Annotated in this window: 20 protein-coding genes and 1 riboswitch; of the genes, 5 read left to right on the forward strand and 15 right to left on the reverse strand. The window is 56.0% G+C overall.

Features of this window, described 5'->3' with window-relative positions:
- Nucleotides 1–4: 4 nt before the first annotated feature.
- The 3 genes from KF784_12310 to KF784_12320 all read right to left on the reverse strand — a co-directional run bounded on the left by KF784_12310 (nucleotide 5) and on the right by KF784_12320 (nucleotide 4,180).
- Nucleotides 5–1,369, reverse strand: a complete 1,365-nt coding sequence (locus KF784_12310) for a phosphodiester glycosidase family protein (protein MBX3119842.1) — start codon at nucleotides 1,367–1,369, stop codon at nucleotides 5–7.
- A complete protein-coding gene (locus KF784_12315; protein ID MBX3119843.1) occupies nucleotides 1,357–2,283 on the reverse strand; it encodes an LD-carboxypeptidase in 927 nt (308 codons plus the stop codon). The genes KF784_12310 and KF784_12315 overlap by 13 nt, the downstream gene beginning before the upstream one ends.
- A gap of 103 nt (nucleotides 2,284–2,386) precedes the next feature.
- Nucleotides 2,387–4,180, reverse strand: coding sequence for a DUF5107 domain-containing protein (locus KF784_12320; protein ID MBX3119844.1), 1,794 nt, complete (start codon nucleotides 4,178–4,180; stop codon nucleotides 2,387–2,389).
- A 44-nt stretch (nucleotides 4,181–4,224) separates the two neighbouring features.
- Between KF784_12320 and KF784_12325 the strand changes: the two genes are divergently transcribed.
- Complete coding sequence (locus KF784_12325; protein MBX3119845.1) at nucleotides 4,225–4,641, forward strand: hypothetical protein; 417 nt, start codon at nucleotides 4,225–4,227, stop codon at nucleotides 4,639–4,641.
- Here the strand turns inward: KF784_12325 and KF784_12330 are convergent.
- The 10 genes from KF784_12330 to KF784_12375 form a co-directional block, all read right to left on the reverse strand.
- On the reverse strand, nucleotides 4,576–5,340 hold the full coding sequence (locus tag KF784_12330; GenBank protein MBX3119846.1) for a TatD family hydrolase: 765 nt from the start codon (nucleotides 5,338–5,340) through the stop codon (nucleotides 4,576–4,578). The genes KF784_12325 and KF784_12330 overlap by 66 nt on opposite strands.
- 3 nt (nucleotides 5,341–5,343) lie before the next feature.
- Nucleotides 5,344–6,801: a hypothetical protein gene (locus KF784_12335; protein MBX3119847.1), complete on the reverse strand. Its 1,458-nt coding sequence runs from the start codon at nucleotides 6,799–6,801 to the stop codon at nucleotides 5,344–5,346.
- The gene (locus tag KF784_12340; GenBank protein MBX3119848.1) at nucleotides 6,785–7,657 is read right to left on the reverse strand and encodes a hypothetical protein; all 873 of its coding nucleotides are present in this window, start codon (nucleotides 7,655–7,657) and stop codon (nucleotides 6,785–6,787) included. The genes KF784_12335 and KF784_12340 overlap by 17 nt, the downstream gene beginning before the upstream one ends.
- Nucleotides 7,657–10,437 carry a hypothetical protein gene (locus KF784_12345; protein MBX3119849.1) on the reverse strand — a complete coding sequence of 927 codons (2,781 nt, stop codon included), beginning with the start codon at nucleotides 10,435–10,437 and terminating at the stop codon, nucleotides 7,657–7,659. The genes KF784_12340 and KF784_12345 overlap by 1 nt, the downstream gene beginning before the upstream one ends.
- 86 nt (nucleotides 10,438–10,523) lie before the next feature.
- Nucleotides 10,524–11,846: a carboxypeptidase regulatory-like domain-containing protein gene (locus KF784_12350; protein ID MBX3119850.1), complete on the reverse strand. Its 1,323-nt coding sequence runs from the start codon at nucleotides 11,844–11,846 to the stop codon at nucleotides 10,524–10,526.
- Between the two features lie 45 nt (nucleotides 11,847–11,891).
- The gene (locus tag KF784_12355) at nucleotides 11,892–14,405 is read right to left on the reverse strand and encodes a hypothetical protein (GenBank protein ID MBX3119851.1); all 2,514 of its coding nucleotides are present in this window, start codon (nucleotides 14,403–14,405) and stop codon (nucleotides 11,892–11,894) included.
- Nucleotides 14,406–14,532: 127 nt separating this feature from the next.
- Nucleotides 14,533–15,603, reverse strand: coding sequence for a polysaccharide pyruvyl transferase CsaB (csaB, locus tag KF784_12360; GenBank protein MBX3119852.1), 1,071 nt, complete (start codon nucleotides 15,601–15,603; stop codon nucleotides 14,533–14,535).
- 1 nt (nucleotide 15,604) lies between these two features.
- Nucleotides 15,605–17,491 carry a hypothetical protein gene (locus tag KF784_12365; GenBank protein ID MBX3119853.1) on the reverse strand — a complete coding sequence of 629 codons (1,887 nt, stop codon included), beginning with the start codon at nucleotides 17,489–17,491 and terminating at the stop codon, nucleotides 15,605–15,607.
- Nucleotides 17,478–18,167 (reverse strand): rhomboid family intramembrane serine protease, encoded by a 690-nt coding sequence (locus KF784_12370; protein ID MBX3119854.1) that lies wholly within the window; start codon nucleotides 18,165–18,167, stop codon nucleotides 17,478–17,480. The genes KF784_12365 and KF784_12370 overlap by 14 nt, the downstream gene beginning before the upstream one ends.
- 203 nt (nucleotides 18,168–18,370) lie before the next feature.
- Nucleotides 18,371–18,838: an SRPBCC family protein gene (locus KF784_12375; GenBank protein ID MBX3119855.1), complete on the reverse strand. Its 468-nt coding sequence runs from the start codon at nucleotides 18,836–18,838 to the stop codon at nucleotides 18,371–18,373.
- An 86-nt stretch (nucleotides 18,839–18,924) separates the two neighbouring features.
- Here KF784_12375 and KF784_12380 point away from each other — a divergent pair, with 86 nt between their 5' ends.
- Nucleotides 18,925–19,503: an NAD(P)H-dependent oxidoreductase gene (locus tag KF784_12380; GenBank protein ID MBX3119856.1), complete on the forward strand. Its 579-nt coding sequence runs from the start codon at nucleotides 18,925–18,927 to the stop codon at nucleotides 19,501–19,503.
- On the opposite strand, the gene KF784_12385 is transcribed toward KF784_12380, so the two are convergent.
- A complete protein-coding gene (locus KF784_12385; protein ID MBX3119857.1) occupies nucleotides 19,500–19,904 on the reverse strand; it encodes a hypothetical protein in 405 nt (134 codons plus the stop codon). The two genes, KF784_12380 and KF784_12385, sit on opposite strands and share 4 nt — an antisense overlap.
- Before the next feature lie 91 nt (nucleotides 19,905–19,995).
- Here KF784_12385 and KF784_12390 point away from each other — a divergent pair, with 91 nt between their 5' ends.
- The 3 genes from KF784_12390 to ahcY all read left to right on the forward strand — a co-directional run bounded on the left by KF784_12390 (nucleotide 19,996) and on the right by ahcY (nucleotide 23,161).
- On the forward strand, nucleotides 19,996–20,724 hold the full coding sequence (locus KF784_12390) for a class I SAM-dependent methyltransferase (GenBank protein MBX3119858.1): 729 nt from the start codon (nucleotides 19,996–19,998) through the stop codon (nucleotides 20,722–20,724).
- Between the two features lie 132 nt (nucleotides 20,725–20,856).
- The gene (locus KF784_12395) at nucleotides 20,857–21,384 is read left to right on the forward strand and encodes a DinB family protein (protein MBX3119859.1); all 528 of its coding nucleotides are present in this window, start codon (nucleotides 20,857–20,859) and stop codon (nucleotides 21,382–21,384) included.
- A gap of 20 nt (nucleotides 21,385–21,404) precedes the next feature.
- Nucleotides 21,405–21,514, forward strand: a riboswitch (S-adenosyl-L-homocysteine riboswitch).
- Nucleotides 21,515–21,754: 240 nt separating this feature from the next.
- Entirely contained in the window at nucleotides 21,755–23,161 is a 1,407-nt protein-coding gene (ahcY, locus tag KF784_12400) for an adenosylhomocysteinase (protein ID MBX3119860.1), read from the forward strand.
- Between the two features lie 33 nt (nucleotides 23,162–23,194).
- Here the strand turns inward: ahcY and KF784_12405 are convergent, their stop codons facing one another.
- A complete protein-coding gene (locus tag KF784_12405; GenBank protein ID MBX3119861.1) occupies nucleotides 23,195–23,941 on the reverse strand; it encodes a HesA/MoeB/ThiF family protein in 747 nt (248 codons plus the stop codon).
- Nucleotides 23,942–23,968: the final 27 nt, after the last annotated feature.

Genomic DNA, 23,968 nt, shown 5'->3' on the forward strand with positions numbered 1-23,968 from the left:
GGCGTTACCCTGGGTTGACAATCACGTTTGTTGTGTACACCTTGCCACCGATCCACGCCGACACCGTGACAGTGCCCGCTTTTTGCGGGTAAACCATGCCGCCCTGATCAATCCAAGCGCTGCCTGTGGCTGCCCAAATTACGGCGACGTTCGGGACCATCACGCCGTTCTTATCGAAAACTTTGAAGGTCATTGGCTTGCCGACGACAAGCTTATCGGGTCCGACGACCTTTGGTTCTGTGTAGTTGCGGATGACGGGCTCTCCGAACACAACAATGCCGTTGGCAACTGGACGCTCCGTGCCATCACTCGGGCGGTTGAGTGTCAATCCCAACAGATTGAACGTTGTGCTTCCGCCACCGTCAAGGTTGATCGCTTCGACGCACCCCAAGCGAATCATAATCGCAGCGGCTTCGTCAAGTGTTGCGCCGTCGCTCATGGCTTGGCGTCCGTCAATCGCAACCAGCCAAAGCTCGCCCGATGCCGTTTTGCCGATCGCTGTGCGTGGATGTCTCTTCCGGGCGAATTCGGCAGTAAAGCCTTGCCTATCCCAATCCACTTTTGGACGCTTGTTCCTCACCAACTGAGGCCCGCCGCCGACTGCGTTGGTGATCTTCGTCCAATCGAATCCCTTAGCCTCAAAATTAATCGTTAATCGGTCGCCTACTTTAAAGGCATCGAGGACAGATTGCTTCGTCCCTCCAGCGCAAAGCACGACGTATCCTTCTGGAACAGCAATCTCTGCTTGGTCGCGGACCACACGCTCCACGTCCACAATCGCAGCTTGCGAGGGCGTGAGGTTGCCAATCGCTATTTTGAGGAGGAGTTGCGTACACGGTAGTTTGGCCTTGGTCGCGGCGGCTTTGGATGTGTACAGAATGATCTCGCCGCCAATCGTTTCGCGGTTCACGACGTCCACTTCAAAAGCTTCGCTGAAGGCACCCTTTACGGTGCACTTGAATGTCACGAAGCCCGATTCGGCGACGGTATGATTCCATCCCCAAACAGAGCGATTCTTGTATGGGCCGCTGACGAGTTGTCCGTCTTGGGACATGAATCCAATCGGTGAGTTCGTTTTCCCAAAAAAGTCTGCATTGATCCCGGCGATAGCGCCGGTTTGTCTTACCAACTGCGAAATGGTCTGCTTGCTTCCATAGAGGTCGGTAGCAAAGAGCGCGAGATTGCCGACCTCCGGCTTGGAGGTCACTTTCGAGCCGAGGCTCAGGCGTAGCCCATGAATGACCCTCGGCGTCGATTTATCGACCTCCATGCGATAGGTCATGCCTTCGGTAATCAGCTTTTCCCAGACTTGGGCGGGGGCCGCACAAACGGCCCCGACGATCCCTATAATCCAGATTAACCGTCGCATAACGACTCCAAGTACGTCAGTTTGCCAGCGTCCGCATCCAGCCTCGCGCGGATTCCAAGCGGAAGGCTTAGCATTTGGGGAGCATGCCCGAATGGATAGTTGAGGATCATCGGAATACCAAGCGGGCCGAGGCGTTCCGTCAAAATGTGCCGCCAGGATTTCCCGCCGATCCCCTCGTCAATCCGCTCGTCCGTGCGTGTCATCTCGCCGATGACAAGACCAGCGACGTGCTGAATGAGCCCCGTATTAAGGAGGTGTGTCAGCATGGCGTCGATACGGTGTGGCGCTTCATCGACATCTTCAATCACCACAATCTTCCCCTTTGGATCGAACGGATAGCGTGTGCCAATGCTATCGCAAATGAGGCAGAGGCAGCCGCCGATGACTTCTCCTTCGGCAATGCCTCCATTTACGGTTTCTCCATTCGGCGCTCCTTCCGGCAGTTGTACATCTCCCTTCAGTACGCGCTTAAGCGACTCGTAGACCCACTCTTCGCGAGGCATAAACAAAGTGATTGGCATGGGCGAATGGAGCGTGGGAAGCCCGAGTTGGTTGAGGGCTATATGGAGGGTCGTGATATCGCTGAATCCGCAGAAGAGCTTGCCGGAGGCCGCCATCCGCTCAAGGTCAAGGTAGGGCATAAGCCGAGCGCAACCATAGCCGCCCCGCGCACAAAAGACGGCTGAGACGCTTGGATCATCGAAGGCATCCTGCATATCCTCCGCACGATGCTCGTCAGTCCCAGCGAGGTATTCGTCCACGTCCAGTGCGTGTTTGCCCAGCTCGACGCGGTATCCCTCACTCTCAAAGAGATCAAGCGCAGGCTTGAGCTTTTCTTGGGGGAGGGGGGATGCGGGGGTGACGATTCGGATGAGATCGCCTGGTTTGAGGGGTTTCGGCTTGCGGACGGGCATGGGGATTCCTGCAGGTTATTTTACTTGGCTCAGAGCGCCATCGGTGTGCCGGTCTTAACATGCTATTGAAGGTATTCGAGGGGGCGCCAACGGACAATGACCGCTAACTGCCAAGCATCCGATGCAACTGTGAAAGTCGCGGATCGTCGCTGAAACGGGCGGACAACTCACGAATCGCAGTCTTTTCAATCGGGCGCCACGGGTAAGGCGGCTCTAGTGGTTTGCCTGATGCGCCAAGGACGAGGTCAGCAGCCTCAACAGCCATCCGCGTTTTCGAGAGCAGGCTCCATGCCTGTAAATAGCGGAGCATGGGTTCGTCGCGGTGCCGCCGCGCCTCATCCATCCATCGCATCGCCTCTTCATCCAACCCAGCCTCCAAAAGCAGACAAGCCACTTCAATCATTGCCTCGGGGTGATTGGCAAGCGGCTTGATGATGGGGTTGGGCTCCTTGCCATGAGTTTGTGGTTGACGAAGGAAGCTTTCGGCGCGAAGAGCAGGTTCGAGTGGGGCGAGAAAGTGAGCCGTTGGCAGGTCCTGATCTTCCTCCTCCTCAAGGCCGTGAATTCGTTTGACGGTCGCCTTGAGCCACCAGATCAAGTGATCCTCTGCGTTGTAGCTAATCGCGTCCTCCAGCCAGACAAGAGCCTCTTCGTGGCGCTTTTGCCGCAACGCTTCAAGAGCCAACGAAAGTCGGCATACCGACTGAAGCCCAGGAATATTCAGCCCGAGAATTGTCGATTCTGGGTTTTTATCGGTGATGCCTGCTAACACAAGGGCCTCACGAGAACCTGGGTCCGGCTTAGCGAAGGCATTGAGAGCTGCTGAGGGAGATGCAAGGCCAAGGGGTTTTGCTGAAAGCTGGTTTGGAGGGGATGAGAGATCGGCGACGAGAAGGTCGTTCTTATCGGAATCACGGATTGCAATAGCGGCAAGCAGTGGCATGCTGGCAATGTCTAAGGTCGTCGATTTTTCTGGGTAGAGATCGACAGCAGCCTCAAAGCTCTCACCGGCTTCAGTTCCCACAAGGAGCTTTGCGCCTGCGCGGGGAGCAACCGATTGAACCGACAGCTTTCCTTCATTGAGGCAAATAGCCGCCTCAGAACTCCAAGCCTCAAGAGATGAAAGCTTTGATACTGGCTGAAGGACGACCGTCCAAGTGTCGGATTGCCTTGGGAGAAGCAGCTCGTGTTCTGCGCTTCGGTTGAGGCGAAGGCGACCCTCGATTGCTTCAACAGATTCAAAAAATGCGTCTGCATAGTGGAGCCCAAGCCCGCAGTTCAGATCTGGCGAGAACACGACGGAGGAGTTTGCCTGCGACAATGCTTGTGAACTCTCGCTTAGCCACGCGAGTAACCCCTGCTTGCAGTGCACCGGCAGCAGTTGCCGGTTTTGGACTTTTACGGAAAGGTGTAACTCTGCGCGGTCGGGTGGGAGTGTAAGTGTTGCATGCCAACTCACACCAAGGCCAGCGACAAGCTCGTGCAGGATTAAGTAAGGAGATTCATCCTCTTCGACTTGGTCGCGGATCTGGTACTCAACCGGTCCCATCGCGTTCATCCGGCCTGCCGTTCCGATGTCTACAAGGATTCCCGCAGTTAACTCTGCACCTCTGGGCCCGCCAGAGGCTGCCGAAAGTGGCTTGGGTTGAGGGAGAATCTCGGTTTCAGTCCGCTTGTCGAAGAAGCTGAGTATGCGCCCGCCGAGGTCTGGAACAACCGTCACTCGAAGGTATGGGTTTTCAAGAGTTAGCGTCCGAAAGGACATGCCTGCTGTGCGTCCAGCCACGCGCAGTTGGGGGTAGGGGTAGCAAAGCCCGAGGTTCTCGGGAGTGGGGTAAATCGCTTCAAGGGTGCCAGCCTCAAGCTCGATAGCATCTTCAAAGATTTCGGTCGCCATGGGCCGTTTGGAGGCTCAGAATACCCGTCTGCTACAATAGCAATATGGCAGGTCGCGGTACCTCCATTCTTTGGTTTTTTGTGAAGTGGTTGGTGATTCCGATTGGGCTGGCTGCAATCGGATATTTCTTTATTGGTTCGCGCATCGGTGCGAGCGGTGAAACGCCACGCCAGCCCGATATAGAGGACACCGGCGCCACCACCAGCAATCCTCCAAAAGAGTCTCGACAAGCGGCTCACACCGAACCCCAAATCGAGATCGAATCTCGCCCTGTGAATCCCCGAAAGCGCACGAACAAGCTGCGCCCAAAGCCGGAGGAGCCTGAAGAAAGCACAGCGCCGAAGGACCCTGAACAGGACCCGGGCAGTGTGGGAGGAGCGGGTGATCCGCCGCCCTTAACTGATCCCGTAGAACCGCCTGCCGGTGGCGATGGTGGCGATGGCGCAGGCATCGGCGGTTAAGCCCAGGCATTCTGCCAATTTAGCGTTCACTATAGGGAGCAGTTTAGGGCTGTTCGGCTTTCCGCGATAGGGTTCGGGCGTTAGATATGGTGAGTCCGTTTCCAGCACGATTCTATCCAGTGGGATGTGTTTCACTAACTCCCTCAGACCCTGTGAGTTCTTGTAGGTGATCGGCCCGTCCACGCCAAAGTATCCGTCGAGCTCCATCACCCGCTTCGCATCGTCGGCGTCGCCTCCAAAACAATGGAAGAGATACGAATGCGCAGGCTCCCGTTCCAGGATGCTCAGCAGATCGGGATAAGCCTCTCGACAATGGATGACGACAGGTTTCTTCTTGTCCCGGGCGAGGGCAAGCTGATCGAGTGTGCACCGCAATTGTTGCTCTGGCAGAGCGAAATCCCAATGATAGTCAAGTCCAATCTCGCCAAGGGCGACGCATTTTGGATGGTCTAAAAACTCCTCAACAAGTTTCAGCTCGGCAGGATCGTAATCGGCGGCGTAGTTAGGGTGACGTCCGGCAACGAATGTGACCCCATCGTGCGCGTCGGCTATCTCCATCGCTAACCGGCTTGAATCGGGGTCGATCCCGATGACCGTCATGAACTCAACGCCAACCTCTTTGGCCTCGCGAATCGCCTGACTGGGGTTGGGAAATGCTTTTGGGTCGTTGAGGTGGCAGTGTGTATCGAAGAGGACCATCGGTTAGAGGCCGCCCCTTCTTGTGGGCTGTCCTCCACCTATGCCGCCACGAAGCGGTGGTGGATTGCCTCCGCCTCCGCCAGTGCCGCCGCCCCGATCAGGGAGTTCGTCTTTGTTGACCATGACGGCACCCTGAACTCCAAAGCCTTCCCAGTTGTCCTCTTCTTCATCCTTGGTTGAAATCTTAAACCAGAAAGCGATGAGGTCGTCTCCAATAGACGTCTTGGCCTGGGCGTCCCTCTTGCCGTCGCGACTTTCGAGCTTCAGCGTGTCGGCTTCGCCGTCATAAAATGCGGTATGCGACCAAACATGTCGCCATTCGCCTTCGGGCAGGTCCTGACGCGCTTGGGGGCGTCCAGAGATATTGGCTTTGCGATTGCCGTTGCCGTACCAGTACTCAATCTTTTCAGCAAACACGGAAACCGGATACTTGCGAAGTGTGCCTGAATCTTGCGCAGGCGGAGTTCCTTGATCCTGTTTTGGAGCGGCTGGATTGGCGATCTTGATCTCGTCGGGCACGATTGGGTTGAACGGCTTTAACTCAGTCTCTTCCAGCTTCTCTTGATCTTTGGGCTTGATAAGCATCGTCACGTTGCCCGTCAGGACCGCGCGCTTTTCTTTCCGATAGATCACAGCCTTGTCGCAGATTAGATTAGCCTGCCCGCTGTAGTAATAGACTCGTCCGGTGGCTGTCAAGACGTCGGTCTTCTTGTTGAGCTCAACTTTGGGAGCCTTGACGATGATTTCACCATCGGTTGCGTGTACCTGTTCGTAGGTCGCAATGTCTCCTCGCTGTGAGAAGGACCCCTTCGCATCAATCTCCCATCGTTTCAGGTCGCCTTGCTTTGGGTCCTGAGCTGTTGAGGATTGAATGTCGAGAGCGGAAGCAAGCATTCCTGTCCACTTGAGCGGTCCTGTCCGATAGGTTCCTTCGCTAGCTTGATACTCCAAGTCTACGGCCTGAATCTGACCGTTCATCAGCTTGCCCCGAATCGCACCGAAGCTGCGGAGTCTTTCGCTCTGTTCGGAATAGGTGAAACCTTCAAGAGTTAGGTCCATGTCTTCGTTGGAGATACGGGCGCCCTCGCGAACGGTAATTACTCCTTGGAAAGCTTTGTAAAACGCCTTGTTTGCCGAGAAGTTGAACTTGCCATCCTTACCGATCATCACGCCATCGCGAATGCCGGTGAGCTCAAGGTTCTGCCGATCCGACTGGATATCGATCCGCTTCACAAAGGCTCGTGAAACCAGTCGCTCGCCATCATACGATGTGACCATCACATCTCCAAGCCGCATCGCAATATTGTCGCCGAGGCGCTTTTCTCCACCCTGTCGATAGCGCTGGAAAGGATCGACCGTCATCAGCCAACTCGCGTAATAGACCGCTCCGAAGACAGTCACGACCGTGAGGGTTGCCTTCAACGTGAATATTGCGAATCGCTTGCTAAGGGATCGATACATTAGCTTGTATAACCTGATTGGGAGCGGTCAGCGTCACAATTTGTGGACTGGACGTTGAAGCTCCCTTCTCGCCGACCACGGTGTAAGTGCCCGGGTTCACGAAGAAGTAATACTTCCCGTCCGCTCCAACGTTAAACACGCGAACATCTACTCCACTTAACTTAAGACGAATAATCGAGCCAGGCGCTCCACCGGGTGCGCTAACGATGCCCCAAATATTGTACGGAGCAGGCGGCGGGTTTGGATCGCTTAGCGGCGTCATGAGGATGTCCCCGACATCGACGATCCCTGAGGAGGCGGTGTGAGGTTGTGTACTCCAGTCCGTTTTTAGAAATCCGGTCGCTTTAGCAGTTCCCAGAATTCCCCAAAAGGCGGTTTGAGTGGCGCTGGAATAGGCCACATTCGTGAGGATGAAGTTGCCGCTTGCATCGGTAACGGCATTCCGCCCGGCAAACGAAACCTGAGCGCCACTGATCGGGTTACTGTTTGAGGCATTGCGTATCGTGCCTTGAACCGACACCTTCTCAGGTCCGATCCACAGATCGCCCACGTCAGTCACACCATTAGCGCCAGCAAAGGTGTATGTGAAAGCACCAAATCCAAGACCGAGGGTATCAATCAAGAGCCCTGTCGTCCCTTTGGGCACAGTCAAATTAAAGGAGCCGTCGGCGGCGTTTGTAAACACGCTCGTTTGTCCGACCTGTACCGAAGATGCCGGGTTGGGAGGTCCTCCTGTCACGACGTTGAGAACGCGGCCTGTGAGAGTCGCAGAGCCTCCTCCACCGCCTCCTCCGCCGCATCCAAAAGCAACGACGAGAAGGCTAATCGCAGCCAAAAGTAAAAGCCATGTTCGCATTAGAATGAATTGTTGTCGACGATAATGACGATCGTCTTCTCCGTTTTTGAAGTCGTGAAGGTGTACTCGAAGCTGCCGGTAACAGACCGATAGCTTGGTGTGTCCAGGTCTCGGAAAATATATCGCTTGAGCTTGCCTGTTTCCGGGTTGATTCTGACCCAGTAGCGTTGGTTCTTCTTGAGCCCGGTTAGGTTGATTTTGTAGACCTGTGGTGCGGGAGCTTTGCGCGTGTCCCGGTACAGCCCGCCCTCAACCGCGACCTGCATCCCTTGACTAAAGGCCGGCGGGAAGGCCGTGTCCTCTTTGGGATCGAAGGATGATGTCGCTGTCGCCGACCCTCCTACAATAACGCTCGATTCACGGTACCAATCGGTAAGAGTGACCCGCAGGCCCCAGTTCGATGGGGATGGGACAGGCACGGCGCTCAATTGGGCGCTTCCCGGCAGCAATGGGGTGGCTGGAGTAAACAGCAGGCTTGCCCCTTCAGCAGCCAAAACGCGGATAAAGTACATTTTTCCGGGCTGGAAATTTGTTGCTGCGGTCATGGACCCAGTCTCAGGAAAGCCACTAGCCGCGTCCGGCGCTCCGGGGCTAAATGTGAAGAAATCAGGGCTAAGAACTGGACCGATCGCATCGGCAAACGCTAGCGGTGAGTCCGCCGCAACAACAACGCGAACTCGTGAAGTTGGGACGACTTCATTGATCGGGGTTGTGATCATGTTCCAGCCTGGGCGTAGCGCGACGGCAACCGATGTGCCAGGGTGGTTGCGACCGAGTACGTTCAAAGCACCAACGGGAGCCGCCATTCGAGCAAAGTATCCGTTCCGACCGATAAAGCCACCGCCATCAGGGTAGATGTCATATTTGCCCTTTCCTCCGTTCCAACGCGCGGCAAGCACGTCGTTCTCGGGGATGCCGAGGACCGTAGAAGGCAGGTTGTCGAGTGGATCGACGGGGAATCCAAAGGAGGAGAGCCCGCCGGGCAAGCCAGTTGTAAACAGCGATTCCCCGTTGCCAGTACGAAGATCGACAGCAAGTGCGCCTGGACCTTTGTTGACCCTTCGATCGATGACGACCGTGTCGAGCCCCGAAACCGTACTAATCACTTCGATTCGGCAGCGTGCCGAGCCAAGAAACTGGGCAGCGGAGATGGTGAACCCAAAAGCGCCGTGAGTGACCGGGATGTTGTCGATCACGGTCGCCCCTATCGTGACGCGAACACGAATGGATACGCCTGCACCCGTCGGCACTCCCAACACCGTGCCGTAGAAGTTGCGCGGACTGGGGTTTGAGCCGGTTGAGAAAGCGCCTGAAGGCACGTAGACACGTGCCATTTTGTCTTGGACAGGGACGTCTACGGCGACTCGGTAGGGTTGCCCCGCATATAGATTGCTGAAGTTCGGGGCGAGAGAACCATATGCGCCACCAATATCCATACGCTCATCCTGAGCACTTGGGAAAAGGCGATCATACACATCCGTCCAGAAGATGGGATAGCTCACGCCGCTGCTGAGGATTTCGTTGCCATTTGCCAGCGTCTCGAACCAAGTTGCCTGAACGAGGTAAACGCCAAAGTCGCTCGTACCGCCATCGGCAAACAAAGGCAGCGGCTGTAGAAGAAGCTTCTGCCCCACGAGGTCTTGTGTTTGCAAAATGAACTGTCGTCGGTACCACTGGGCGAAGCTGAGGCCTTCGATGGTTGCATTCGGACCGCCGTTCAGTGTGTCGATAACGTTTTGACCCAGGGCAAGCAAAGCAGGGATGTTTCCGGCGATGCTTGGGTCCGCGTAGAACGCTTGATTGAATTGAGCGGCGAAGCCAGGGAATTCGACAAGCGCTTTTTGCCAAGCCGAACCTGCCATTTGATAACGCAGAAGGTAAATGCCACCAAGGCTTCCACCAATAGGCAAAGGCACGTCTCTCAGGTTTGGAGCTATGAAACGCTGACCCGAAAGCGCACGCTGGTTGTACCAGTCGTAGAAGTTGCCGACGTCGTAGGTGTTCTCAAGTGTCTCCTCGACCTTTTCCGCATCTAAGAATGCTGGAAGCGCCCCAGGGGTTCGCACGATGCGCATGGTTGCGGCCCGGACGATGCCTTCTTGGAACGCATCGAAAGAGTAGGAGCTTCCCCCCAAATAGGCAAGGCAAAGGCAATGGACGAAGTTCACTGCTGTCGCTTCGGGGCTGGAGTAGACAGGGAATCGAATCTCAGCTTGTCCCGAACCGTTATTGGCGACGAAATAGCCGCCAGCGATGGCATCTCGATCACCTATCGTGGCGTCGAAGTTTCGGACAAAAACGGTGCCGCTTGCCGCCGGAGTGCCGAAAACAAGGTTCATCGTAGCCTGAGCTGTTGTGAAGGTATCGATGAGCAGTTGTTTATAGCTTGGCAAGAATGCGGTTGACCCGCTGGGATCGAATGCGAGCGTGATGCTGTTGCCCTGAGGATCAAGTGTTTTACGGCCAGTGCGGCCGGTGAGGGCAGGAGGAAGAGGCACACCATTGACCGTGAGCTGAACAACAGTCGGCATTGAGAACGGAATGTTTGTGTTGTAGCGTCCGACCCGGGAAAGGGTCTCACGGTTTCTTTGGGTGAGGCTCGATAATCGTTGGGCGAAGTTTCGAACAGCCAAATCAGAGGCGTTCGTACCGGCTCCGGCGACAAAGAGTGGCGGCACTTCTACGCGGAGAACGTTGCTTTGTGCGAGTGCGGATGCAGCAAACCCGATGAGAACAACAAGGGCGGCAGGCAGCCGCAAAGAGGTCACTATCCAATTCATCAAATTCAAACCATCCCAAAGAAAAACGCGGGCCGGATATTGTCCGGCCCACGGACACCTACAGCTTCGACGGCTGCAGGGCGATGCTAGTTCGCTACGAAGCTGCCGATGGCGCTCAGCGACTTCGAGTCGCCGCCGTTCGCTTCAGCAAGAACGATGTAGTAGTAAGTTTTACCTGCCTGAAGGCTCGGCCCGGTGTAAACCTGGGACAGGCCGGCTGTCGGAGTGCTGTTCGTATTCCAAATCGATGAAATTCCGATGCTCGGGTACTTGTCGAACAGGAACACCTTGTATTCCTCCGCATCCAAACAGGCATCCCAACGGAAGGTAAGCGGACCAAACAGTGGCGACCGCAGCACCATATCACCAAGTGTATGCACCCCGTATCGGTTGCTGAAATTGCTCTCAGAATTGAATGTGTCCGGGAAGTTCGTGCCCAAAGACGTGATCTCGTAGTAGTAGTTTCTCCCTTCGATGAGTTCGGCGCTTACATCCGAATAGAAGATCGTGATGGGGTCTCGCAAAAAGTCTACTGCTGTGCTGACGCCTCCCGAGGTCGTTGCGCGATAGATGCCGAATCCAAGCAGATTGTCGTCGTAGCTGCCGGGAAGCGGGTCCCAATAAAGATCGACTTCGACATTGTTTCCGAGAATCGTATCTCTTCCGGAGGCTGGACGATTCCCTCGGCGAGGGTCGATCATTCGCTTGATGTACTCGTAAGTTCGGTTCACCTCGCTGTCGCGCGTGATCTCCTTAGGAGATGTCCAAGCCACGGCAACAAGGTTTTCTGGTGCGGGCATGACCGGATTCGTCGAATCCTTCACCGTAAAGTCAAATCGCTTCAATTCGCCGGGGCTCATCGTTGCTTGACCAAGGTCGTTGTCGTAAGTTCGTGCGCTTGCAGTGAGCAAGTAGGTGACTCCCGATGCCAACTTCTCGATCCTATAGTCTCCGTCGGCGTCAGTGATCGCAATGGCGCTTGAAAGCGCGTTGCCGTAGGCGAAGACGCGAGCTCCTTGGACAACATGCCCGGAAGAATCCCGGACTTTGCCATGCAGCGTTGCAGTCTGATCGTTACGAACGAGCGCGATATTCAAGCTCTTGGAGCGTTCACCGCGAAAGATGGCGACGACGTTTTGTCCAACCCACTTCAAACCATCACGGCTGACCTCGGCTCGGATGGTGTGGTTGCCTTCCGGTACACCGGATAGCACGTAGATGCCAGCAGAATTCGATGTGGTTTCGCGACTGTTTGAGAACACCTTGGCCCCTCTCACAGGGGAGCCGTTAACATCGGTGATTACGCCGGAAACTTCACCCTTGAACTGGGAGCCCGTGCCTCCGCCGCCACAACCCACGACCACGCTGAGAATCAGGATGGCAATTGAGCCTAAATAGAATCTTTTCATTGTGATTTAACTTACGCGTAGAAAGGTTCTTCGTTACACCAATCCCTACCGAGGAACAAACGTAAATGTAAGTTCTACATCGAATCCCCGAGACCGATAAGCTCCCGCCGAACCTCCTGCGATGTTCTCTGTATTTCGGACAGTGTAACTTGTCCGAAGGGCGATGTTGCGCCAAATTTGGAATTGATGGGCAAGACTCATGTAAGTATCCGTCTGCCCAAAGTCGCCTGTAGAGCGTCCGTGCCCAAAATCAGCGATTAAGGAGTGCCTTCCACCTAAGTAATAGCCGAAGTATCCGCCGAAACTCGTCGAATCCTGTTTATATGTGCTGTTACCGCCAGAGAGAAGAAGGTTCAGCCCAAGGCTGTAGGAAAATCGTCCGGGCGATCCGTTAAAGCCGAGGTCGAACGTTGTGGCCTCAGACTTAATGCTTGATGATACAAATTTGGTCGCACTGTTGGTGAAGCCGACTCCGAGATAGTGAGACTTTCCAAGGTCTGCATCAAATCGCGTCGAGAAAGCAGTGGTTTCGGAGTTTGAACTGACCGATCCTTTGGCGAAGGAATGTGTCGCATCAAAGCTCATGCTGTAGCGGTCGCTAAGAGCGTAATGCGAATCAAACCTCCACAGCTTGATCTTCGTAGCGGTCGTGGCGCCCAAGCCGCCGTTGTTTGAGACACCGCCGCTAAAACCGTTTCCTCCATAGCCTAAGCCATCACCAGTAAGGAATCCTCCCAAGGCTGCGAGTGCACCCGAATCGCTTGTTGTGTTGCTCAGATTCATGCGGAGGCGGTTGTTGGGGGCGTAACTGATGCTGAGCGAATAGTCTTGACCTTCGCCAATTTTCTCACCGTCATTCACCCGGTTGAAGCTGGTTCGAGCGGAAACGGCAAGCCCGCGCCCTGCATTGTAGGAGGAATCGAACCGCACCGAAAAGATATCGAAGTCTCGGGTCTCGGTACTGGATCCGTTTATGAATGGCGCTTTGCCTGCTTGTTGCTCAACTCCAAAAGTCGTCCGAAGCTTTCCAACGTTCTTGCGGCTGGAAAGAAAGATGCTGTCGAGTTGAGAGTCTTGGTCCTGATTTCGGGTGCGGATGCGATTGTAAGTCAGTTCAACGGGCAGTCCCTTGGTGGGTGTGTAGTTTGCCGAATTACGCAGTGCCGTAGATCTCGCATTGCGAAACGAAATATTTCCAAGCAGGTCCGTTTGCCGGATGCTCACAAGGCTGTTCGTGAGCTTCGTATCCAGATTGTAGGGGCCGTCTCGAAAGGTCAGCCCGATGTCGGATGCTTTTTCGTTTCGGTTAAAGCCGCGGGTCTCGATATTGACGTAGCTATCGGGTACGTCTCGGACACCGGCGCTAAGCGCGATCTTTCCAAAATCGTACCGACCCTCAATGCCCCTGGCTGTTCCTTCCAGAGGCGTGACTGGGCTCTTGAGCTTTCCCGTTGCTTGGCTGTATTTGATGAAGCCGCGTCGTCCGTTGTTGCCGAGGGGAATCCGGTAGTCAAAACCGATGACTTGTCGGTCGCCATCCACAGTTTGAGTCGGCGCGGGCGTGTAGACCACGCTGATCGTGCTTGAAAAAGGCACGAACTTGTCGAAGAAGAAGATCGATGGGTTGCTCGTATCGAAGTGGTAGTCAACGCCTTCAATCTGCAAGACACCATCTAAGCGAACGATAATCGGCTGTGATTGAAGAGGCTGGAATTGAAGAAAGTAGGGCGTGCTCGCTGCACCAGATCCTTGTAGCAGTTCTTGCCGAGTGCTGAGAGTGCTGCCGTTCCCCGTCTTTTGCTCCATCCAGGTCAGACCGATCTCACCCATTCTCCCCATGTTGTAGGAGGCGCCTCCAGCGAGAATCTTGCCCGCGTTTGTATTGAATCCTAGGGCCTCAAAGCTCACAGAGATGGTGCTCGTTGGAGAGATCAGCTTGTTGACGAAGGTGATCGTTCCAATCTCGTAGCTGATGACGTAGTCCTGTCCGAGTCTTTGGGTGACACCATCGACCCGCACCTCTTCTGAGCCTTTTACGATTTGAGAAACCTGGAGATAGTAAGGGCCTGATGAGTTGTTGCCTTGAAACGAAACGGTGCGTGCGCTTCCTCTTGTCTCACTGGTGACAGCCTGAACGCGAAGTCGTCCGCTTGTAATACCGCCCATTGCTCCGCGCAGTGTTTTGCTAAAGGAGGCGAAACGGTTCGTGTTCAGAAGGGAGCCCTGGATGTCACCGTAGCTCACAAAATAATCTTTCTTGCGATAGTCGAGCGTGTAACGTTGTGTCTGAGGATCGGCGTAACGGCTGGGGTCGAGAGTGGCCTCAAAGTTGAGAACACCGAGGACATTTCGTCCACTGATTGAGATCACTCCAAGGTCCGTAAACCGCCTCTCACCGAACCCTCCGTAGGTGAGAGTATTGAAGGTCTCGACATCGCCGCTTACGTCGTGGTCGTGGTAACCAAGGGTTCGTCGACCAGTGATTTGGATGCGGTCGACGATATTTTTATTGACCCACTTCCAAGTTGAACCCTGTCCCGCAAACGCAACGGGGTGCACACACAGGCCAATACTGGCCAGTGCAGCAATTCTCAGAGGGCGCTGGAAGCAAATTTTGGAAAGCATAGGTAGGCGGCTGCCAATTCTATTCAGTTTGACTGGCGGGGCGAGGTCTATGGTTCGCCGATTAATTGTCGTTGATATACCTCGTCACGATCTCGATGTTGACCTGAGCCTGCTTGCGAAGCTCCTCTACACGACGCTCCATTGTGCGCACGTGCCGAGCATGGTCTTTTTCAAAGGTGATGAAGTTTTCGTACAATCGCTGGCCAGTAAGCCCTTCGACAGGGATAGCCGTTCCCAACCCAAGTTGCTTCGAGAATGCGGTGACCTTGGGATCGTAGCTGATCATCAACGGGGGAACGCCGACTGATGCAGCGAGGATAGATGCGTGAAGCCTCATGGCGACGACGCAATGGATGCGGGCCATTCTCCTCTGCAACTGCATCGGACTTTCGAGCTTGCGGATGTCTGGCACCTTGCCCCCCTGACTCTTGCTGATCTCCAGAATCATCGGTCCGTCCTCGCTTCTGTCCAGTTCGATGAGGACGGGCATATAGCTGTTCTGGTAGAGCAATCTCGCCAGTTCACCGTAAGCCTTGATGAGATTCTTGGTCTCGCGACCGTAAGGGCGCGGAGCGATGCCTATCGTCTTCATTCCCGCAACTTCAAAGTTCTCGTCTTCTGTTGTCGGTCGAGGAAGCAAAAACGCCGTGTCGGCAGCGCTGTGCATACGCGTCTTGACGCCAAGGGACGAAAGCAATTGCCCCGATGCTGGATCGCGAACGGCGATCTCGTCGGAGGCATTAAAAGCCGATGTAGCCCATCGCTTGCCCAGCCAAGTATTCAGAGGCCCAACCCCTTGCCCAAGCAAGAGGACTTTTTTGCCTGCTTTTTTTGCTTTTTGGACGAGTGTGTTGTAATAACTGGCGCTCATCGCACTGCTTGCGTCTTGGAAAATGCTGCCGCCGGGAAAAACAAGAATCGTGCAGCGTTTGATCGCCTCATCGACAGCCTTGAGGTCCTTGCGCGGCACCGAGCGAATGCCGTAGGCGCGGAAGCTATCTTCGGGGCTTCCGCTGAGCATTGTGAGGTCAATGTCGAGATGCCGGATTCCCTCCACGAAGCCGAGCAGAATTGCATCGTCTCCAAGGTTTCCGCATCCGAAGTATCCCGCTAGCAGCAGGTGTGCGCCCAATTTAGTTATGCCCTCCGGCCTGCGGGATCAAGCGCTTGATCAGGGTCCACAGAACGAGCCCGAGTATACCGCCCGAGATGAGACCTACTCCGACGCGTGTAAGGCTTAATTCTACAGGTGTGTGAAGGTGGCACATCGTGTTTACGACGCTCGTGGACCCGATTGCTCCCACTGCCAACAATAATGCTGCTGCGCCTGGTAGCCACTTTGGAAAGTCAGCTTTTGTTTTGCTCATGATGAGCATGCCAATGCCGATGATGAGCGCTGGATGCCCGATCATGAATTCCTTTGTTCTTGGACGAACAACAAGGATGGCATCAAGCAGGGATCTTAACTTTAATTCGAGACCGCTCACCCCGGCAGGGTTGTCATTGCCCGTGCGTGTTGCCATAAACGCCAATCCCACCAAAACGGCAAGCGCCAAGAATGCCGCGCCCCACGTGATCGGACTCGCGAGAATCGCTTTCGTATCGAAGAATCGCATGAAGAAGTACACGCCGATGACGAAGATGGGCAAGAAGTGGGCGAGTTTAACGCCGGAGAACTGTTCGGCTCGGACGAAAAAGGGCAAGCCGTTAAGGAGTCCGGCGACACAAAGCCCCCCAATGAGGCTGATACCGGTGACGCCCAGCGTGAGCAAAACGATGTTTCTGGAGCTTGCTTTGTCGAGCCAGATGTAAGCGCCTAGAGGGAACAGAATCGTCGCCATCAAAGCCGCGTAGTTTCTTCCGGCATCGACAGCCGCCCCAGTCAGGATCAGAGCTGCAATAAGGGCAAAAACGAGAACTTTTCGACCCGAGAAAAGGCCACTGGCAACGTACCATGCGAGGGGTAATGCACCGAGGCCGATGACGGCGAAGAGGAATGACGGGACTTTCGAGTCCTTGAACGGGTGGGCCTCGCCGATGGCCCCGCCTTCCTTCACGACGGCATTGTTAACCTTCCCAATGAATGTCGAAAATGAGCCGAGGGGTTTTGGCGAGGACAGAGTTGTGGGTCGAAGAAGCAGCACGCGCATGTTTCGCTCCCGTGCCGAGCGGCTGTAGCGATCGATGGCGTCCTTAAGGGGCATCCGGTCAAGCTCAATGGTCTGCGCGGAGTGCAATCGAACGACGATGTCCGGTGAAGCAGACAAGACATTGGAGTCACCGCCGATCTTGACGAATTCGGGCGAGGCATAGAGCATCCCAGTCTGCCGCATCGCTTCGATCATCGCGGGTATGTTTTCGCGCCGACCCAGTACTTGGTCCCCTTGGGGGAGGAAGATATCTGCGCCGTGTTCGCTTGCCCAACGGATCGTGTCGACCACCCCGGCTTCGGCGAGCCCTTGGGGATTGGATACCCGTGCGATAAGACGAAAACCGTTTGCTTTGGCGACACTGGCAGCCACTGGATCAAGACCGACCGAAACATCACGCAAAAATCCGGGGCTAAGGCCAGGAACCGCAAGAACGGGGAGCTTGGAATTGGCCTGGAGGACAACCCGCTGACCAGGTACGCGGATTTGGATGCCGCGAACGACTCGCTCAACAAGGCCAGTTTCGTGCGTTTGGATCAGAGTTGTGCCTGCGGGGAGGTCTGCGCCTACATCCGAACCCGCGACCATTCCAAAACTGATCCGACCTTCACTCAAAAGGGTGTTGATCGACTCTTCCGAATCAATCACCGCATTCAGGCCCGACTCCTTAAGCTTAAGCAAGGACTGCTCCAGCGTGAGGCCTTCGGATGCCCCCAGCATCTCGATGACGTCGATTTCGGCGGACAAGTTGACCGCTTTATTGGCCTGCTCAACCCGATATCGAAACGACATCGAATAAAGCGACGCAAGACCGCATACAGCCACCGAAATCAAGAGCGCCCAGATAGGCGCAAACTTAGTCGAATTCATCGTCCGCCTCGAACTCCTTTTCGCGGCCTTTCAAGACCGTTGAACGTCCGCCCATGATCAGGACGGTGAGCATGCCCGCCATGAATCCGCCAGCATGGGCCCATGTCGCCACGCCCGGTTGGCGAACCACGAGCTGATACAAGAACCAAGTTCCCAGCAGCACCCATGCGCTCACCACGAAGGGGATTGGCATGAACGGGATGATGATCTCAATTCGGTTAGTTGGGAACAGCAAGAAATACGCGCCCAAGACGCCGCCGATGGCTCCCGATGCACCGATCGTGGGGATTTGAGAAGCCGGGTCGACAAAGATCTGGGCTGCAGCAGCGACCACGCCCCAAAACAGATAGTAAAGTGCGTATCGCCAAGCTCCCAGCGCGGACTCGACGCTTGTGCCAAACACCAGCAGATAGAGAAGGTTGCCGACGATGTGCAGGACGCTCCCGTGCAGAAACATCGCGGTAAAAATGGTGACGAGAGGAAAGCGGTCGGCTCCCTGAATGGTCAGGGCATCGACCACATCTCGGGGGCGCATGGCAAGGTCGGCAAAGGTGGCCGACTGGCCGAATGGGCTTAGATTGCGGTCCCACAGATAGATCAGAATGTTCAGCCCGATCAGGGTGTAGGTGACCACTGGCAAAGCCAGGCCCTTTTGGTTGTCCCGGATCGGAATCATGCGCCGTTAGTCTACACCTTCCCCTTGGAGAAGGAACGGACTGAATGGGGATGGGGTTCCAGGGATTCTGTAAGGATGGTAAGGGTTGTAATGTGTAAGGATTGTCGAGAACGGTGGTTGAGGACAGTCCTGCGCGTCTTGACGTCGTCTTAGGAATCCGTTGAGAAGACGAGAGTACCGCTTGCTCAAAGACCTTACGATCCTTACTCCTTACAATCCTTACATTCAAGCCTTTCCTTCGTCACCCGATGCCGATATGCGAACATCGCATCCAGATCGCGCGCGATATACAGCCAGTTGGCAACGATGCCCAGCGGCCCGGGCGGTGGCTTGTACGTGAGGGTGTCGCGAAGGATCGAAAGGCCCTCTTCAACCGACGGCAAAAATTCGTGCGTGTGTCGCCAGTATGCGAACGGTGATTTTTTGGCAACATCGACAAAGCGATGTGGTGCATCCACTTCCACGATCTCCGCTACCCACCGGCTGGGAATGCCAAAAATCGAGAACTTCATCTCCTGAATTGCGCCCTGCTCAACGGCCATCTCCTGGCTGATCGCTTCAATTCTCTTGCTTGGAGGCGTAAGGAGTTGAAGGACTTTGGCGTTGGAGTGGAACTCCCAAAGCTCCTGAACCGTGCAACGGATGTTGATTTCGTAGGTTTTGGTGATCAAATTCTGATCCTGACCGGATTATGCGCCAGCTTGACGTGTTCGCCCCAAAACTGTCTTTCGACAGCGTAGACTTATGCGGTCAGCCCATGAATCACCTCGTTATCCTTGCCCACCCGAACCCTAACAGCTTCTGTGCAGGGATTCGTGATGCTGTGCTGGACGCGGCGGGGCAATCCGGGCACCAGGTCAAGCTTCGCGACCTTTATGCACTGAACTGGAACCCGGTCCTGAGCGGGCAAGACATCGTCAGCATGCGGGCACACCAGACTCCGGTAGACATCACCGAAGAGCAGAGCTATTTGGCTTGGGCCGACCTTATCACCTTCATCTATCCGGTCTGGTGGTCCGGCATGCCCGCCATCCTCAAGGGCTACATCGACCGCTGCTTCTCCAATGGCTTCGCGTTCCGAGCTGGTCCGGACGGCATCGAAAAGCTCCTGGCCGGCAAGCGGGCCGTCGTCTTTCATACGATGGGAAGCTCAGCAGAGTCGTACCGGAAGTCGGGACTGGACGACGCTTTGGACTCGGCGATGACGGCGGGCATGATGAAGTTCGTGGGGATCGAGGTGGTGCAGGACATCCGCTTCGTCAACGTCCCCAAATCCACTGACGACGAGCGAGCCGCCATGATAGAACATGCAAAGGAAACTATTCGCGGGCTTTAGCCGCCCCACCAGCTTCCCATCGGCACAGTGATCGCCAAATCGGCGCCAGCTTTTTCCGCAAGCTCGACTGCAAAGTCAAGGTCGGGTACAAGGGCATAGATCGTCGTTCGTGGCTGGGTACGGTCAGCCGCCCGAGCCCCACTGACAAGCAGCAGATTGTCGGTGAGGATCAGGCTGAAGCGAACTCTCGCGTCCACGGGAGCGGGAGGCAGATCGCCAGGTCCCAGTGCCGTGTATCCCTCCGCTTCAAGCTGGCGCTCGAACAGGCTTTGATAGGCCGCGCTTCGTATCTGCACATACGCATAACCTTTGCGATCCTCATCCAGACCGCCCTCAACCAGCCGCAACGGGGGCGGAATCCACCTGCGTCCATCGTTCTGCGGAGAGCTGCCCTCGCTCATTCGACCTATCCTCTATTCATAGAAGCGCGAAATAATGGACTCCGTTCAATGAATATCGGCTCCTGCCGTCAAACGTGGCGAACTCATGCGCATGAACCTTAACCCCAACGACCCCATCTCCATGTGGGAATCCTCGGCCCAAGCCTGGATCGACAGCCAGGGCGAAGCTGGCGATTGGATTCGCCGCTGGGTCTTGGACAAGGCGATGAAAGACGCTCTTCCGCCTGTCGATCAAGCCAGAAGTGTGCTGGACGTGGGCTGTGGAGAGGGCCGGTTCTGCCGCCAGTTGCAAGCCTTGGGATATGAAGCGACGGGAATCGACCCCATCGAATCCTTCATCCAGTCGGCTCGCACGCAAGACCCAGCAGGGCGCTACCTTGTCGAATCGGTCGAGAGTCTCTCTTTCCCGGCGGAGAGCTTCGATCTGGTTATCTCTTACCTCACCCTGCTGGATTTCACCGATCTCGACCAAGCGATGGACGAGATGGTGCGGGTTCTTCGTCCCGGCGGGTGGCTGCTATCTTGCACGCTCAATCCGTTCATGACCTCCATCGAGTACCCCTGGAAGCGCGATGAGAACGGTGACAAGCTGTACGCGATGGTGGATCGGTATTCCGAGGAAAGGCTGCAGGTGGTGGGCTGGAAGGGGATTGAGATCATCAACTACCACCGCCCGCTCAGGCAGTATATGCAGGCATTCCTAAGCCGAGGAATGATCCTGGAATGCTTCGATGAACCCGACCCCTTGCCTGAAGCCCCCGACCGCGACGACTACCTGCGTGCGCCCTGGTCGATCCTGATGAAGTGGCGGAAGGGATGATTCGTGATCGGTAATCAGTGATCGGTGATCAGCCGGAAAACTGTACTGCCATGATGCTTGACTGACCGTTTTAGCCAGGAGCCCTTTCGTCAACTGTTGCCCTCCCCAGCTTTTCTGTGTATTCTCTGCTTGATGCCAGGGCACTACGATCTTCAGATTCCCGACGGGTTTGACCCGCAGGTGGCACTTCTCCTGGGAGCGCTGCAGGACAGCACGCGCGAATGGCGCGACAACCTCGGCAAGCCTCCCGTCGAAGCCATCGTTTGGCAGCCCTATCCCCACGCCCACAGCATCGGCGCCGAGCTGCTTCATATGGCGGACACGGACGCCTACTGGTTCGAGACTTTTGCGGCAGGGAAGGCTCGCCCGCGCGGCGAGATAAAGCGGCTGATGGTCGACCAGACCAAGATTTATGGAGCGAAATGGCCCGAGCCCCCGCGCGAGCCTATCGAGTGGTACTTCGACATGATGGACCGCATTCGAGAGCGGTCGGTAGAGGCGCTGAGGGGCCTGTCTGCCGACACGCTGTATGAGCGGAAGACCTTCTCCTGCACGCTGAGATGGGTGCTGGCGCACGTCGTCGAGCACGACAGCTATCACGGCGGGCAGGCCGTGCTTCTGCACGAGCTCTGGAAAAAGGACCAGGGGAAGAAACGCTAAGCTGTGGAATAATATGAGTGTCCGCTGAGGAGCGTTGCGATGCCGGAAACGGCACCAGGCTCAGCGGTGAGGGAAGATTCAAAGCGCGAATAGATTCACGCATTCCCAAAACGAACGGCGCTCGCAAGTCGAATTCGATTTGCGAGCGCTTTTTGTTTGTGGGAGGGCATCGCTCTGTCGATGCCGGTTCTTGGACGTGAGCAATCTTAAGGGTCTCTCGCAAAGGCGCAAAGACGCTAAACGAGAAACCAGACAAAAACTCTCTACACTGAACTTGCGTGAGGGCGTTCCGCGATTCAAGGCGCGAATAAATTCGCGCACTCCCAAAAGTGAAACGGCGCTCGGCGAAAGTACCGATAAGGATAAACAGATGGAAACTGCAATCAAAACCGACTTTCATGTCGCCGACCTCGGCCTTGCCGGCTGGGGCCGAAAAGAGATCGCTATCGCCGAGACCGAAATGCCGGGGCTGATGGCGATTCGCGAAGAGTTCGCCTCCTCTCAGCCGCTCAAGGGCGCGCGCATCGCCGGGTCGCTCCACATGACGATCCAGACCGCTGTGCTCATCGAGACGCTGAACGCGCTGGGCGCAGAAGTGCGCTGGGCGTCGTGCAACATCTACTCGACGCAGGACCACGCCGCCGCCGCGATCGCGGCAGGGGGCACTCCGGTCTTTGCCTACAAGGGCGAAACCTTGGACGAGTATTGGGCCTACACCCACCGCATCTTTGAGTGGGCCGACGGCGGCACGCCGAATATGATCCTGGACGACGGCGGCGACGCCACGCTCCTGATCCTCCTCGGCTCCAAGGCCGAGAGCAATCCGAGCGTCTTGGACAATCCGGGAAGCGAAGAAGAGGTTTGCCTTTTCAATTCGATCAAGGCCAAACTCGCCACCGACCCCACCTTCTACAGCCGCATCAAGGCGAACATCAAGGGCGTCAGCGAAGAGACGACCACCGGCGTCCACCGCCTTTATGAGCTTCAGAAGAAGGGCGAACTTCCGTTCCCGGCGTTCAACGTCAACGACTCGGTCACCAAGTCGAAGTTCGACAACCTTTACGGCTGCCGAGAGTCGCTGGTGGACGGCATCAAGCGCGCGACCGACGTGATGGTCGCGGGCAAGATCGCGCTGGTCTGCGGCTATGGCGATGTCGGCAAGGGTTCGGCTCAGGCTCTGCGCGCGCTCAGCGCCCAGGTTTGGGTCACCGAGATCGACCCGATTTGCGCTCTGCAGGCCGCAATGGAAGGCTTCAAGGTTGTGACGATGGACTATGCTGCCGACAAGGCTGATATCTTCGTCACCTGCACAGGCAACTACCACGTCATCGGGCATGACCACATGGCGAAGATGAAGAACAACGCCATCGTGTGCAACATCGGGCACTTTGACAATGAGATCGACGTCGCCTCGCTGAACAAGTATCAGTGGGAGGAGATCAAGCCGCAGGTCGATCATGTCATCTTCCCCGACGGCAAGCGCATCATCCTGCTCGCCAAGGGTCGGCTGGTCAATCTCGGTTGCGGAACGGGGCACCCCAGCTACGTGATGTCTTCGAGCTTTGCGAACCAAGTCATCGCTCAGATCGAGCTTTGGACCAAGCGTGGCGAATACGCCCCCGGCGTGTACGTCCTGCCGAAGATTCTGGATGAGAAGGTGGCGCGGCTGCAGCTCAAGAAGCTGGACGCTCAGCTCACCGAGCTTCGCCCCGACCAGGCGAAGTACATCGGCGTTCCGGTTGAAGGTCCGTACAAGACCGACATGTATCGGTATTGAGATTCGTTTCTAAGCCCCGGCTCGTCGGCTTTCTTATTGACTTGCCGGGGCATTTTTGTGTGCCCCGCATGCAGGGCACTCCGGGCGGCGGCGGACGTCCACATTGCGACTGATGCCGCTTTTCAGGTCTAAGAGCATCAGTCTGCTCGCAAGTGGGGTTTCGACCCCGAGCAGAACCTTAATCGCCTCGGATGCCTGAATCGTTCCGATCGTTCCCACGAGCGGTCCAAGGACGCCGACTTCAGCGCAGGAGCCGCAGATCGTTCGATCCGTCCACACACAGTCGTAGCATGCGGCCCCAGGCATATAAGTCTGAACAAATCCTGTCCATCCCACGGCACCGCCGAAGACGGCGGGCTTGCTCCGCGATATGGCGGCAAGATTGATGATGCGTCGAGCCCCCAGCGAGTCCGTGCCGTCGATTACAACGTCGCAGCTCTCAAGCAGCATTTCGGCGTTCCCTCTAGTGAGTCGATCCGGGATCGGCTCGATCTGTACGTCGGGATTCATAGCCGCTAGCCTCTGCTGGGCTGCAACAACCTTCATGATGCCCATGTCGGAGGGGCCATAAAGCACCTGTCTGCCAAGATCAGGCTCACTGACCGAGTCGTCATCAAGCAGGGCAATCTTGCCGATCCCGGCTGCGCAAAGGTAAAGCGCGGCTGGACAGCCTAAGCCTCCGGCACCTACGATCAGAACGCTCGATCCTTGCAGCCGCGCGATGCCGCTCTCCCCGATTTCTGGCAGCTGCGAAAACCTCTGATAACGCCCCGGCTCCACAGAGGAAAGTATGGCGTAGAATAAGCG

The sequence above is a fragment of the Fimbriimonadaceae bacterium genome (assembly GCA_019638775.1).
Classification (GTDB): Bacteria; Armatimonadota; Fimbriimonadia; order Fimbriimonadales; family Fimbriimonadaceae; genus JAHBTD01.